General features: G+C 59.5%; 11 protein-coding genes. 9 read left to right on the plus strand and 2 right to left on the minus strand.

Annotation, left to right across the window (positions count from 1 at the left end; all coding sequences use genetic code 11):
* Positions 1-2: 2 nt before the first annotated feature.
* The 3 genes from A4R35_RS20825 (at position 3) to A4R35_RS20835 (ending at position 1868) form a co-directional block, all read left to right on the plus strand.
* On the plus strand, positions 3-569 hold the full coding sequence (locus A4R35_RS20825) for a peroxiredoxin family protein (RefSeq protein ID WP_189362131.1): 567 nt from the start codon (positions 3-5) through the stop codon (positions 567-569).
* An 839-nt stretch (positions 570-1408) separates the two neighbouring features.
* Positions 1409-1600 carry a hypothetical protein gene (locus A4R35_RS20830; RefSeq protein WP_112432831.1) on the plus strand — a complete coding sequence of 64 codons (192 nt, stop codon included), beginning with the start codon at positions 1409-1411 and terminating at the stop codon, positions 1598-1600.
* A gap of 1 nt (position 1601) precedes the next feature.
* Positions 1602-1868 carry a hypothetical protein gene (locus A4R35_RS20835; RefSeq protein WP_112432833.1) on the plus strand — a complete coding sequence of 89 codons (267 nt, stop codon included), beginning with the start codon at positions 1602-1604 and terminating at the stop codon, positions 1866-1868.
* A 95-nt stretch (positions 1869-1963) separates the two neighbouring features.
* On the opposite strand, the gene A4R35_RS20840 is transcribed toward A4R35_RS20835, so the two are convergent.
* A complete protein-coding gene (locus A4R35_RS20840) occupies positions 1964-3478 on the minus strand; it encodes a helix-turn-helix domain-containing protein (RefSeq protein WP_112432835.1) in 1515 nt (504 codons plus the stop codon).
* A 454-nt stretch (positions 3479-3932) separates the two neighbouring features.
* Here A4R35_RS20840 and A4R35_RS20845 point away from each other — a divergent pair, with 454 nt between their 5' ends.
* The 4 genes from A4R35_RS20845 (at position 3933) to A4R35_RS20860 (ending at position 7937) form a co-directional block, all read left to right on the plus strand.
* Entirely contained in the window at positions 3933-4700 is a 768-nt protein-coding gene (locus tag A4R35_RS20845) for an ABC transporter ATP-binding protein (RefSeq protein ID WP_112432837.1), read from the plus strand.
* Positions 4681-6216 carry a hypothetical protein gene (locus A4R35_RS20850; RefSeq protein WP_146747293.1) on the plus strand — a complete coding sequence of 512 codons (1536 nt, stop codon included), beginning with the start codon at positions 4681-4683 and terminating at the stop codon, positions 6214-6216. Before A4R35_RS20845 ends, A4R35_RS20850 begins: the two co-directional genes overlap by 20 nt.
* Positions 6217-6341: 125 nt before the next feature.
* Positions 6342-6644: a hypothetical protein gene (locus tag A4R35_RS20855; protein ID WP_112432841.1), complete on the plus strand. Its 303-nt coding sequence runs from the start codon at positions 6342-6344 to the stop codon at positions 6642-6644.
* Between the two features lie 315 nt (positions 6645-6959).
* Positions 6960-7937, plus strand: a complete 978-nt coding sequence (locus A4R35_RS20860; RefSeq protein WP_112432843.1) for an SMP-30/gluconolactonase/LRE family protein — start codon at positions 6960-6962, stop codon at positions 7935-7937.
* 129 nt (positions 7938-8066) lie between these two features.
* Here A4R35_RS20860 and uvrA read toward each other — a convergent pair whose 3' ends face one another.
* Complete coding sequence (gene uvrA, locus A4R35_RS20865; RefSeq protein WP_223258431.1) at positions 8067-11303, minus strand: excinuclease ABC subunit UvrA; 3237 nt, start codon at positions 11301-11303, stop codon at positions 8067-8069.
* 485 nt (positions 11304-11788) lie between these two features.
* Here uvrA and A4R35_RS20870 point away from each other — a divergent pair, with 485 nt between their 5' ends.
* Complete coding sequence (locus tag A4R35_RS20870) at positions 11789-12472, plus strand: hypothetical protein (RefSeq protein WP_112432845.1); 684 nt, start codon at positions 11789-11791, stop codon at positions 12470-12472.
* A 254-nt stretch (positions 12473-12726) separates the two neighbouring features.
* The gene (gene lepB, locus A4R35_RS25110) at positions 12727-13578 is read left to right on the plus strand and encodes a signal peptidase I (RefSeq protein ID WP_112432847.1); all 852 of its coding nucleotides are present in this window, start codon (positions 12727-12729) and stop codon (positions 13576-13578) included.
* Positions 13579-13630: the final 52 nt, after the last annotated feature.

Below are 13630 nucleotides of genomic sequence, written 5' to 3' on the forward strand. Positions count from 1 at the left end.
TTATGTCGGTCGCACTCATTGGTCTCTGGATACTGATGATCAGCCTTGCTCTCTACACGATTGTGCTCGGAAGGGGCTTCCTCTCGCTGCAGCAAGCGTTACGTGATCTGAAGGCAGAGTTTCATGGGCGCTTTGAAAAAATAGTAGGCAATCCGGTCCCGGCTTTTTCTGCTCTCACGATTGACGGCCAGCAACGCTTGACAGAGGAGTTTTTACGCCACCGTCCTGCCCTGCTTGTCTTCCTTTCTCCGGCCTGCCCTCACTGTCATCGTGTCATGAGTCAGCTCGCTGAGCTTGCCTATCGTTGGCGAGAGCAGGGTGGAGTGATTATAGGGGTAAGCAATGGCGACCCCAGTGAAATGCTGAAGTTAGCACGCAAGATGGAAGCCGACTTTCCCATCCTGGCTCAAGAGGAATGGGAGCTGACCCAGCTTTTCAAGGTCTCCTCAACACCGTGGGGCTTTGCCATCGCCCCTTCTGGTCTGGTGACAGCGGCAGGCCCTCTGGGCACTTCGGAGCAACTGGATGCGCTTATAAAAGCCGCCGAGCTAAACGAGCCACTACGTTAAAGTCGCTTTTGTGAGCTTGACGCTCAGAGGAGGTGCCTGGAAGGCTCTGTCTCGAACAACTGGTGATCATAAAAGAGATGTTGATCTCGACGCTGAGCATTGGGCCGCCGCTGGCTCTCGTAATCCTCGCTGGAGAGATCCGGTAAGCATGGCGAGCGGGCCGAACAGGTGAGCCTTTAGCTGCTGGGGATATATTGAAGAAAGAAAAATCATAAAATAATTAGTAATGAACTATTCGGGCAGGTCGACGAGCAAGCGAGGAAGCTCCCCTTTCTATCTGCCCCTGGCTATCCTTCACCAGACAGAGCTGTGGCGGGTCTTCCCGGTGAGGGTGAAGGAAGCTGGCGGCCTTGCATAAAGTGAGGAGAGGATTCGAGAAGAGGACTATCAAAAAGACTAGCGATGGTGCTGGCACTCTCGGTGAGCATCAGGCATCCTTGACTCAGATACGTCTCGATAGATGCAAAGAGAATAAAACAGGCATTATGAAATTATTTAGGCAAAATGATAAAACGATGCCGTCCCTCCTTGATGAGTGCTTTCACCATGGTCTTTGTTCTAGGGCTGGCGCTGGTACCGACTGGATTAGCTCATGCGCAAGCTGCCAGCAAGCCCTCAACGAACATGGCGACTTCTGGAGTCGTTGTGAACACGATGCCGGTAATGGTGCTGGAGCCTATTTGAATGAAACCGACCTGGTCGGTGATATAGTATGGGTGAGTACAGCTTGTTAAGCCTTGATAGTCACTTGCGGTTGTTGTAGGAAGAAATTCCTACAACAACTTGCTGGCTACAAGCTTGGGAGAGCTACATCTGCCCTTGTAGAGGAAAAGTAAGCCGTGCTTCGCACAATTTTTGCCCTTGTTTGCTTTCTGGTGCTTTTCGTCAGTGATGTGGTCCTCTGGTTACGGGTGTGGCGTCTGCCTTCCGGGCAGGAGCGCGGCGGGCAACTGATTGGAGCCGTAGGAGGACTCATTGCTCTGTTAGCTGCTAGCTTGCTGGTGTTCTTGACGCTCAAAGGAGGGTCCTGAGATGCTCTGTCCTGAAGAAATTGTGATCATGGAAGTGGCAATTCCCTTGCTCAGCGTAGGGCTGCTGGTGACCCTGGGAGCCCTGGTTAACGAAATCTGGCTCAGTAGAGCGGCCTGGAGAGCGCGCCGTCAACGACACCAGGCGCTGCAGGAGGCGCTGGAGGTGCTGCAAGCGGCAGCTGCCGGGCTGCTGGAGACCGAGAGCTGTAGCAGCGGAGCTACCGAGTGTTGGACTGGCCTCGACGAGCCGCAGATCCTGACGGTCTGAGCAGGACATTGCACTGAGCGGCCAGAGCAGCAGGAGGGACAGCCTGCAGAGACTGCTCCCTCTGCTGCTCTTGAAGGTTCAACGGGCCTGGCCGCTCAGAAAGAAACGCTGTTACCCAGGGCCTCGAGAGCCGCCTGCAGGAGATCTTGCTCTGCGCATAGCGCGTACTGCTTTGCCAGCTGCAGAGCGGTCTGAAGATTCTCGCGCTCGACGGGCGGGATCTGCCTGCCCGCGGCAAGCTGCTGCCGGGCCAGGGCGGCATAGTGGTCAACCAGATGGCGCTCGGCAGCGCTAAGCTCGGCCTGATCAAGCCGAAGATAGGCCCTGACCACCGGATGCAAGCTATAACGGGCGGCCCGACATTCCAGCAGGCCGCTGTCGCAGAGGAGATCGAGCGCCGTAGGGGTAAAGGTCATCGCCTCACACTGACAAACCGCAGCGGCAGCCTCCTCGCTAAAGCTGTTAGGCTGGGGAGAGAAAACCGCTAGGGAATTGAGAAGCGCCAGTACCGCTGAAGGCAAACGAGCAAGACTGCGCTGCAGGCTCTCCTTGAGCAGACCGGTATGGCTGCCACTCGCTGGTAAGCAGAGCGAGAACCAGCTGGCTGGCCGCTCGAGAAGATGGCGAAAAGCGGCCACGATACGGCGCGGTTGCTCGTGCAGCGACTCCTCGTAGAGGTGGCTACCCAGGAGCAGCAGGGCCAGAGGCAGTGCACCAACGGCTTCAATTAAGCGCATAGCCAGAGCTGGCTCCTGGTTCACAGCTTGAGGAGCGAGCATCCGTAGCAATTCCAGAGCCGCTGCCGGCTCTAGCGGCGGCACCGGCACAATGCGATGGGGAGCAAGACGGGCAGCCAGGCGTGGTGAACGTGTGGTAAAAAGATAGACACTCCCTGGCGGGGCGAGGCGGAAGCCCAGAGCTGGCTCCAGGTCCCAGACATCATCGATGATCAGCAGAAAACGTCGTCTTGAGGGATGCGAGTCTTGTGCATGATCTGAAGAGCGGCCTGGAAGTGCTGCATGCTCAAAGACTGGCGAGGGAGAGGGAGGAGCTTCCAGCAAGCTTCTCCAGGCGGGGAGCAGACTCGCGCTATCCGGGGTTTCGCCCAGCGAAACCCACAGAATGCCGGCACTGAAGTGCTGGCGAATCTCTCGGCTCCGGCTCAGTGCACAGGCGAGGGCAGTTTTGCCGACCCCCGGCAGACCATAAAGGGCGATCTCTGTCGGAGGCTCCTCCTGACACAGCAAGTGCCGCAGCTGATTCAGTAGAGCTGTGCGTCCCTGCAAGGGCAGATGCGGCCAAAATGTAGGCGCAGGCGGCGTGGAAGAAGGAGGCGGCTGCGGATGCGGGGTCGCCGGCTCCCCCGAGGGAGGAGTGGCATGCCGCTTTCTGCCGGTGAGGCCAAGAGCAGCGGGTTCGTATCCGAAGACAGCACAGAGCTTCTGACGGAAATAGGGGCCTGGATAGGCCCTACCACTTTCCCAGCGGTAGATCGTGAAGGCGTTAGTGCCAAGCATGCTGGCCAGATATTCTCGACTCCAGCCACGCTCTTCGCGCGCCTTTCTCAAAGCGCTGTTCGCTGTCCAGCGCTGGCCCCCTTCGCGGTCCATAGTAATCGTCCACGACCTCCTTGTCTCAGTCTGGCAGCGGAAATTACATAGTAGAGAGAGCAGTTACCCTGCAGGGAATTATAAAGCATAAACTTATATAGTTCAACTTTGTCCTCTCTATGGACATTCCATTATCGAGGAAGCGCTGTTTCCAAAGAGTGAATTTTATCGTCTTAGAGAAGGCTGCTCTGGCGATCTCTGCTTCGGGATGCCGGTACTGGCATTTGGAAAAAGCGAAGGAGGGACGTTTAAACAAAAGAGTGAAATGTCTAAGGGGGAGCCAGGACAACTCGGTAGGGAGCAAGCTCAAGAGAGCAGACTTTGCCTAAAGAGCTGGGCCTGCCAGAGGCGGCAGCGACGTAACAGACGTAAGGAAGCGTTTCCCCTACCCTTGCTACCAATCAGATCTGGACCAAGCTTTATCTCACTCCCATAAAGGAGGGAAACAGGCAGGATGCAAGCATCGCTGCTCGAAGTGCGCCAGCTCAGCCAGCGCTTCGGTACGTTCACAGCCGTCGATCGCGTCTCATTCACGGTAACGGCAGGTCAGATTGTGGGCCTCCTTGGCCCCAATGGAGCAGGTAAAACCACCCTGCTCTCAATGCTCGTCGGTTTGCTACCACCGACGAGCGGCTCCATTCTTCTCAATGGCGAAGAGCTTCAGCGCGTGCCCTCGCGCAAGAAAGCCTTCTTTGGCTTTGTTCCTGACTCCCAGGATGTCGTCGATCACCTCACCGGCCTCGAGTATCTCCAGTTTCTCCGTCACATTTATCGCCTCTCTGAAGAACAGTGGAATCTGGTCGGGGACTATCTGGCTCTCCTGCGGCTTGAAGAGAAGGCTCACCATCTCCTGGAGACCTATTCGCACGGTCAGCGCAAGAAGCTGCAGGTCATTGCGGCCCTGCTTCATCAGCCGCGCCTGCTGCTGCTCGATGAGCCGCTCTCGGGCCTTGATCCCGAGATGACCATTCTGGTCAAGCGTCTATTGCGCCGGCTACGGGAGCGTGGGGTAGGCGTGCTGATCTCCACGCATGACCTGCTCATGGCTCAGGACCTTTGCGATGAGGTGATCCTGCTCCATCAAGGCCAGGTGGTGGCCCAGGGTGCCCAGCAAGCCTTACTAGAGCACTATGGGGTTGCCAACCTGGAAGAGGCCTTCCTGCAGGCTCTCGGGCTGGCCCAGCAGGAGAAGGAGCTTGATCGTGTTCTGGCACGTTTCTAGACTGGTGATCACAACCTGGCGCCATCGCCTGGCTCAGCTACTGCGCCGCCTCCCCGGGCTGTGGATGCTTCTCCCACTCTTGCTACTAGTGCTGCCTCTGACTGGCCTCCTGATGTATGGTTTCTTCCGCGAGCTTGGCGAGAGCTTGCTGACAAAAGGTGCCCTGGAAGAGCTGCTACGGCCACTGTTAACGCTGAGCCTCTGCAATTTCTTCCTCATCTTCTCGTTTATCATTCTTACTATGATTATCATGCTCTCGCCCGATGATACGCGGCTAAGACGCATGATGCTGCCACTTCCGCTTTCGGCGCTGCAGCTGCGAATTGGCTTACTGCTGCCGGGCTTACTGACACTGTTGGTTGTCCAGGGCTTGCTCTGGGGGCCAGCCTTGTTCGCATTGATGACCCTGGGCCTGATTACCCCCTTCCAACTGGTGCTGGCGCTTGTACTGGCTCTTCTCTGCTACAATCTCTTGACGTTGGCTTTTCATCAGGCGATGCTCTACGGAGCGCTGCGCCTCTTCGGCGGAGAGCATCAAGGAGTACGCTTCAGCGTGCTGGGCCTGAGCCTGGCCCTGGGGCTGGTCCTACTGGAAGCGCCCTTCTTCACGCTGCTGCCGGGGCTGTCGACTGCCCTGCCGCTCTGGACGCTGCTCTTGCCGGCCCGCTGGATGGCGCTCGTTCTGGAGCCAGATCTGGGGGCCATCCTCAGTGGTGTCGCGCTCCTACTGGCTGCGACATTGCTGGCTGGGCTACTCTATGCCCTGCTTCTGGAAGGCTGCGAACGCCTGGCCAGTGGCACACGCGGTCAGTGGGCACCCCTGCGTCGGCTTCCCTTCGCACCACCACTCTGGTGGACGGCCTGCCTCTACGAGCTGAAGAGCCTCTGTCGCTCTCCCTACCTGGTTATCGACGGAGTGATGATCTTTGGGATGTGGCTGGCCGCACTGGTGGGCCTGCTCCTGACACGTATGGCCAATCCCCTCTTCCACCTGACGCTAGCGCAGCTAGTCCCGCCCTTGTTCTTACCGCTGCTGGCTGGCTTCGGCCAATCCTCATGGGGGCGCGACCGCCGGGCCTACCGCCTGCTGGCGGCGACTCCGCTTGAGCTGCGTCTCTTGATCTCCGCCAAGTTCTGGACCTGTCTGGGGCTGACGCTGCTGCTCTGGTCACTGGCGACCCTGGTGTTACTGCTGGTGGCCGGCCTGCCTGCACTGCTGCTGTTCTGGCTGCCGCCTGCTCTCATGTTGACGCCACTCTGCTTCCTCATGGGCATTCTGCTGCCTTACTCCCCCGATGATCCGCTGAGTATGCTGACGCTGGGCTTAGCGCTTTTTCTCGTTGATCTGCCTCTCTCGATCCTCTACGTCTCCATACAGAGAGTGCTGCCGGCCTTGCCTGGCGGCAGCTGGGTGCAGATGCTGATCGAAGTCGCTATTGCTCTGGTGCTGGTGCTGGCGCTCTACAGAGGCAGCCTCTGGCTGGGAGCCACTCGCCTGGAACACGAGCGTGATTGAAGAAGCAAGCCATCGGAGCAGACGAGCTCTGGAAGAGAAGCACAGGGAAATTTCTTATAGCTTGTTAATGGGGGAGCAGATTGATTCGCTCACCGGCACAAGGGAGAAGGAGAGGAGTGATCTGTATGACACTGGTCAGGCGCCTGTTTGAATGTCTGATGTTTGGGATCTTCGCGGCTCTACTTCTGCTGCTCCTGGGAGTGGCGGGATTGGTGGCCTATGGGATGCTGACGGGGCAGTCGCTGCATCTGGCGCTTTTCTCGCTGCCACTCGCCGAGCTAGAGGGCAGCCCAGCCTTTAGCATAGCGCTGGATCTCAAGAACATGGCGCTCATTGGAGTCATTCTAGCCCTGCTCTGTACCGTCCCGGCCTGGTTTCTGGGTCTGGGAAGGAGCGGCACGAGCAGAGGCACCAGCTCAAGCATCTAGCAGCGCCTCCCTCGCGGTGGCGCACTGTCCTGCCCTGCGCTGCGGTACAGTCAACCTGTGCTGCGGCCCGCTGCTCTCCGCGTGCTGAACTCCAGCAGGCGCAGGCGAAACCCGGCTGGCTCTCACTCCTGCACCATGCCATTGCATCATCCTGACGCGGTAGTATACAATCTGTCACAGAATGAGGCAGCGACCGCTGTGTGCCTCTGTCGGCCTCTGAGGCCAGTAGCGGCGCCATCACGAAGGCTGTCATCTATGGCGATCAACTGGTCCAGGTAGCAGGACCCTCTTCAAAGAAGAAAGGGAGGAAGCACCATGAGCGAGAGCCATCCCCCTATCAAGGAATTTCGCCTTGAGCTGAGCGATCTCACCTACACTGGCCATGACCTTGTCCGCCCCGAGTCGATCATCGCGCAGCCGGACGGCACCCTCTGGACCTCAGACGGTCGCGGCGGCGTTATGCGCATTGCCCCCGATGGGAGCCAGCAGTTCTTCGGTGGCCTGGGAGGCGAACCAAACGGCCTGGCGCTGGCGCGCGATGGCTCACTCTACATCGCCAACATCGGCAATGGACGTATCCAACGTCTCTTCCCTGATGGCCACAGCGAGGATGTCCTGACCGAGATCGATGGCGTCCCCACCACCTGCGCTAACTATGTCTTCATCGATAGCAAAGATCGCCTCTGGCTGGCTTTCTCGACGCGGGAACAGCAGTGGTGGCCCGCTGCGGCACAGCCACGTCCCGATGGCTACATTGTGCTGCTCGACGAGAAGGGACCCCGCATCGTCTACGATGGCATCTATTTCACCAACGAGATCCGTCTGGATGCCAAAGAGGAGTTTCTCTATGTGGCCGAAACCATGAAGAACCGCATCCTGCGCTTCCGCGTCCAGCCCGATGGTAGTCTGACCGATAAAGAGGTCTTTGGACCCGATGGCCTCGGCGTGGGGGCCGTCGTCGATGGCTTTGCCTTTGATGCCGAAGGCAATGTCTGGGTGACGACCCCGCTGCGCAACGGCCTCGGCATTATCACCACCGACGGTGACTATCATGTCGTCTTCGAAGAGGCCAATGAGGAGGTCCTGGCTACTTTCGAGGAGAAGATTGCCAGCGGTACAGCCACCCCTGCCGACATGGCCGCCTGCGCCGGGCAGACGCTGCAGTCCCTGACCAGCATTACCTTTGGAGGGCCTGACCTGCGGACCGTCTACATCGGCTCGCTAGTGATGTCGCGCCTGCCCACCTTCCGCTCGCCCGTGCCTGGACTACCGATGCGCCATTGGGCCAGCTAGCGGTAACCACTAGCGAGCTGGCAAGGCAATGGATCGACTACTCCGGCGAATCTGCTGCCTGGAGCCAGCGCTGAGCGAAACAGAGGAAGCGTAGCGTGAGAGCCGGGAGGGGAGCAGGTAATTCGGTGCTTAGACCCTGGCCTCCCTGGCCTCCCGGCCCTCGCGAGCAAAGATTTCTTTGAGGAACTGGCCGGTGTAAGAGCGCTCCTGCAAGGCCACCTCCTCGGGCGTACCCTCAGCGATCACCTCTCCGCCCGCATCGCCACCCTCTGGTCCCAGATCAATGATCCAGTCCGCGCACTTAATCACATCCAGGTTGTGCTCGATCACCAGCACCGTATTGCCGGCATCAACCAGGCGCTGAAGGACATTCAGCAGACGCTCGATATCGGCGAAATGCAGACCGGTAGTGGGTTCATCCAGCAGGTAGAGCGTGCGGCCCGTAGCGCGGCGCGACAGCTCCGTTGCCAGCTTCACGCGCTGAGCCTCGCCGCCGGAGAGGGTCGTCGCCGGCTGCCCCAGGCGGATATAGCCCAGACCAACATCGTAGAGCGTCTTCAGCTTACTGTAGACCGTCGGCACGTGCTCAAAGAAGTGCATGGCATCCTCAACGGTCATATCCAGCACCTCGGCGATGTTCTTGCCTTTATAGCGGATCTCCAGCGCCTCGCGATTATAGCGCTTTCCCTTACAGACCTCGCAGGGCACATAGACATCGGGCAGAAAGTTCATCTCGATGCGCACAATACCCTCGCCCTTGCAGGCCTCGCAGCGCCCCCCCTTGACGTTGAAGGAGAAGCGGCCCGGCTGGTAGCCACGCAGACGTGCCTCGGGCACCTGGGCGAACAGGTCGCGGATGCCCGTGAAAGCATTCGTATAGGTTGCCGGATTCGAGCGCGGTGTGCGTCCGATCGGCGACTGATCGATGTCGATCACCTTGTCCAGGTATTCGATGCCCTCGATACGGTCGTGGGCTCCCGGCTTCTCGTGGGCACGGTTGAGCGCCTGCGCCAGCTTACGATAAAGGATATCGATCATCAGCGAGCTTTTGCCGGAGCCGGAGACGCCGGTAATGGCTACCAGCTTGCCCAGCGGGATGCGCACCGTAATATTCTTCAGGTTATTTTCGCGAGCGCCCACAATGGTCAGAAAGTGACCATTGCCGGGCCGGCGCTGGGTAGGAGTGGCGATGCGTCGCCGGCCCGAGAGGTAAGCGCCCGTCAACGATTGCGGATGAGCGGCCACCTCGTCGAAGGTGCCTGCTGCCACAACCTGGCCACCGTGCTCGCCTGCGCCTGGGCCGATATCGATAATGTAGTCGGCGGCGCGCATCGTATCCTCGTCGTGCTCAATGACCAGTACCGTATTGCCCAGATCGCGCAGGCGCAAAAGCGTCTGAATCAGACGATGGTTATCGCGCTGGTGGAGGCCGATGCTTGGCTCATCCAGAATATAGAGCACGCCCATCAGCCCAGAGCCGATCTGAGTCGCCAGGCGGATACGCTGGGCCTCGCCGCCTGAGAGGCTCATCGCTGTGCGGTCCAGCGTCAAGTAGTCCAGGCCCACGTCGACCAGGAACTGCAGGCGGGCGCGGATCTCCTTGAGGATCTGACGGGCAATCAACCGTTCGCGCTCGCTCAAGCGCACCTTGACCAGCGGCTCGTTGGGAGGGATCGGGGCCAGCGGATCGGGAGCGCGCGGCTCGCCGTCCTCGCTGTGGCCGCCAGTCAACGGCTGCACCCCCAGGGAAGGGGCCGGACCGGCATCCAGCTCCAGGAAGAAGCGCTGAGCCTGCTTCACCGAGAGGCGCGTCACCTGCACGATATTGCGTCCACCGACCGTCACCGCCAGCGCCTCCGGCTTCAGACGCGCTCCCCGGCACTCGGGGCAGAGCCGTGTCGACATATACGATTCGATCTCCTCGCGGATCAGCTCGCTCTCCGTCTGACGATAGCGGCGCTCCAAGGTGGGGATCACTCCCTCAAAGGTCACCGTGTACGAGCGCGTCTGGCCGTGCTGGGGCGTATAGCGAATCGTCAGCGGCTCCTGGGTGCCGTAGAGAATCAGTTGCTGCTGCTCGGGCGATAGCTCGCGCCAGGGACGATCGAGATCGATCTGAAAGCGCTTTGCCAGTGCCTCCAGCTTGGCCGACTCCCACTGGCTGCCATTGATCATCTTGCTCCAGAGGGCGATGGCGCCCTCACGGATTGTCAGGTCGGGGTTTGTCACCAACAGCTCGGCGTCCAGCTCGCGCTGGGTGCCGAGGCCCGTACAGGCTGGACAGGCGCCGTGCGGGCTGTTGAAGCTGAATGTGCGCGGCTCGATCTCTGGCAAGCTGATACCGCAGTAGACGCAGGCGAAGCGCTCCGAGAAAAGCACCTCCTCACCGCCGACGATGGAGACCAGGGCCACGCCGTTGCCCAGCTTGAGCGTGGTCTCTAACGAATCGGTCAGGCGCTGGCGGAAAGACGCATCCACCTCATCCTGCTCGGCCAGGGTCGCTGCCGTCTCTTCGGCAGGAGCCGCCCGTAAGCGGCCTGGCTCGCCCTCCTGGCCATCCTGGTCTGCAGGGGAGCGCGAAGGCAAAGCATAAGGGACCGCTTCCTCGGCCACGCGGCGCAGGGCCTGCCGCTCGCTTGGTGAAGGAGCCGGGAGCACATCCGGGTGGCTGTCTGTCTGACTGGAGGTCAGCAGGCTCAAGGCGGGGCGTCGTCCCGTCTTGCGAATAACCAGGCGATCGACTACCACCTCGATCGTGTGTTTCTTCTGCTTATCCAGCTCGATATTCTCGCTTAGATCATAGATCGTGCCATCGACGCGGACGCGCACGTAGCCCGAGCGGCGCATCTCTTCGAAGATATGCTTATACTCGCCCTTGCGTCCCTGTACCAACGGAGCCAGCAACATGATGCGCGACCCGTCGGGCAGCTGTAAGATCGCGTCGACAATCTGCTGGACGGTCTGACGGCTCACCTCGCGCCCGCAGCGAGGGCAATGAGGATGGCCGACGCGGGCGTAGAGGAGGCGCAGATAGTCATAGATCTCCGTCACCGTGCCGACCGTCGAACGTGGGTTGTGTGTTGCCCCCTTCTGATCAATCGAGATCGCGGGTGACAGCCCATCGATGTGGTCGACATCGGGCTTATCCATCTTATCGAGGAACTGGCGAGCGTAGGCCGAGAGCGACTCGACGTAGCGGCGCTGGCCCTCGGCAAAGATGGTATCGAAAGCCAGGCTGCTCTTGCCGGAGCCTGACAACCCGGTGATGACCACCAGCTTGTCGCGCGGGATCGTGAGATCGATATTCTTCAGATTATGTTCTCGTGCGCCACGGATAACGATCTTATCCACTGTTGCGATCCCCAAGCTTCTCTTTTCTTTTCTTTTCTTGGTCTTGTCTCTTTTGATGTCAAGTTGCCGGACTGTATCTTCAACAGATTGAGAGTGCTGCGGTTGGCTCAAGAAGTCCTGTCCTGGGGGATAAGGTCCTGGTCCTGGGCAGGCAGGCGGGGGCTACGAGCCATTGGACTAAGACAAACGTTCCATATTGTTATCAGGGTACAACACAGGACCTGCTGCGTCAAGTCGGAAGGACCTGGTCGTTTTTCGTCAGGGGCGGCCTGGAAGCGGTCTGGCTCACGGTACAGTTCTCTTCTTGCCCAGCCATTGATGGCATGACGTGGGGCCGAGGGTGGTAGCCAGAAATTCTCTTCTGCAGGTTGGCAGGATATGCTATAATAACGCCCGTTGCGCAACCTGTCGCACAAGCCAGCTTCTTCGAGATGCAGCGCTTTGGTGCGCTGAAGACGCAGAGAAGCGGCGGTGATTTCTATGAGGAATGGGGGTGTGCTATGTCTCGATTCGCCTGCGCTGCCTGTCGACGGCGACTCATTCGCGGCCATGCCAGCGCTATGCCTCTCTCTCTTCTCATACTCCTCGCAACCCTCGCTGTGATGGGAGTCGCCTGTGGGGGAGGGGGCAACAGCTCCGATGCCGCCACACCGGGCGCAGGGGCGCGAGCCAGTGTCAGCCCGACCGCTGCTCTGATCACGGTGCCTGGGGGGGTGCAGCTCAGGCTCTACCGGGGCGACGGCTTCAGCATTGGCTACCTGCCAGACTGGCAGGTCAGCCCCGCTGGCAGCAGCGTTGAATTCAGCCACGAGGCCGACAGCGCGACGCTTTCAGTCCAGGTTGTGCCCAATCCCAACGCAGCCACCTCGCCGGAGGAGACCGTCAGCGTGAGCCTGGACACCTTTGAGAAAAGCGGCCTCTACAAGAACTTCAAGAGAGTGAGCCTGGCGCCCACCGTTACTGTAGGAGGCCAGATCTGGCAGCAGCAGGGAGCCACGGGCGATGTCCAGATCCTGGGGCAGCAGGTCCGCATGGAGATCGTTTTGCTGGCGACTAACCATCCTGCTCATTCGGCGCAAACCAGGCTCTTCAGCATCTACATTGTCGTGCCGGAGGTGCGCTATCAGCAACTCTCTGGGAGCGCCTTTGTCCCAATGCTCCAATCTTTTCGCTTCCTCGGCTAAAGGACGAACCAACGACGGGCCGCTCTGGTCTGCAACCTGCCGGGCACGGAGGTGATCTCCCCCTATCCAGCCAGGGGCATAGCCCGAAAGGAGGAGGGAAGATGAGCAGGAGCAGAGTCGGGCAGGGGCCTGTCACGGCCTCTTACCTTGCGGGAAGGGGCTCCTGAGCTGTAGAGTTTGTCACCACGGTGCCTTATAATAGTACTGGCTGAAATACCCTGAGCACACTGGCGTGTCTAGCGCCGGGAGTTCGCATGAATCCGGAGCTTGATTTTGAGAAGCGCTGGCGTCTGGTCCGTGAAGTGATCGAGACCCTCGTCCTCACGGGGCTGATGTTCTTCATCATTCGCTTTGCCATCCAGAATTTCTACGTTGAAGGCATGAGCATGGAGCCGAACCTCCATGACAAAGAGCTGATCCTCGTCGATAAGTGGTCGTACCTCTTCCATGCGCCAGCGCGCGGTGATGTGATCGTCTTCGTTGCCCCTCCCAATCCCAGTCAGGATTATGTAAAGCGTATCATCGGCATACCGGGCGATGTGATCACGATTCAGGGAACAACGGTCATCGTCGACGGTGTGACCCTCCATGAGACCTACGTTGATCCGCGTCGGCAGGGCAACCCCTATCCTTCCTTTTCCAATCGTGTTGTGCCGCCCGATAGCTACTTTGTATTAGGGGATAATCGAGCAGGCAGCTCGGACTCGCGCGACTGGGGGTTCGTACCTCGTAAGAATATCATCGGACGCGCGGCCCTGGTCTACTGGCCCCTGGGACAGGATAACAATGGTTTCCTGCCCGATGTCTCCTCGGTCTTTGCCGAGGTCCACCAGCGCCAGAGCGCCAGCCGGCTGCCACCGGCAGTGCTGACGCGGCCCTCTGCCTCCTCGCATCCTCTGCCACTACAGCCAGATCAGTTGCTGCTGTCGCTGTTGCTCTTTCCCGCGCCTATGCTCGGACCTGGGCAGCGGCGAGGAGGATGGAGGCAGACGAACCATTGGCGTTGGAGGGGGGACCAAGGAGCAGCTCGACAGCGTGATTTTGGAGCACGACAGCCAGCACTGGATGACGGAGACGCTGTTGAGCTGTGGCCAGGTGCTGGTTGACGATCGTAGTGAGATCGTCGTCGGAGAGAATCCAGCTGATAGGACCCTGGAT

Origin of the sequence: Thermogemmatispora tikiterensis, assembly GCF_003268475.1 — a bacterium.
GTDB lineage: Bacteria > Chloroflexota > Ktedonobacteria > Ktedonobacterales > Ktedonobacteraceae > Thermogemmatispora > Thermogemmatispora tikiterensis.

Coding starts and splice junctions, on each gene's coding strand:
- A4R35_RS20825 (WP_189362131.1), top strand. CDS start 3: ATGTCGGTCGCACTCATTGGTCTCTGGATACTGATGATCAGCCTTGCT.
- A4R35_RS20835 (WP_112432833.1), top strand. CDS start 1,602: ATGCTCTGTCCTGAAGAAATTGTGATCATGGAAGTGGCAATTCCCTTG.
- A4R35_RS20840 (WP_112432835.1), bottom strand. CDS start 3,478: ATGGACCGCGAAGGGGGCCAGCGCTGGACAGCGAACAGCGCTTTGAGA.
- A4R35_RS20845 (WP_112432837.1), top strand. CDS start 3,933: ATGCAAGCATCGCTGCTCGAAGTGCGCCAGCTCAGCCAGCGCTTCGGT.
- A4R35_RS20855 (WP_112432841.1), top strand. CDS start 6,342: ATGACACTGGTCAGGCGCCTGTTTGAATGTCTGATGTTTGGGATCTTC.
- A4R35_RS20860 (WP_112432843.1), top strand. CDS start 6,960: ATGAGCGAGAGCCATCCCCCTATCAAGGAATTTCGCCTTGAGCTGAGC.
- A4R35_RS20870 (WP_112432845.1), top strand. CDS start 11,789: ATGTCTCGATTCGCCTGCGCTGCCTGTCGACGGCGACTCATTCGCGGC.
- lepB (WP_112432847.1), top strand. CDS start 12,727: ATGAATCCGGAGCTTGATTTTGAGAAGCGCTGGCGTCTGGTCCGTGAA.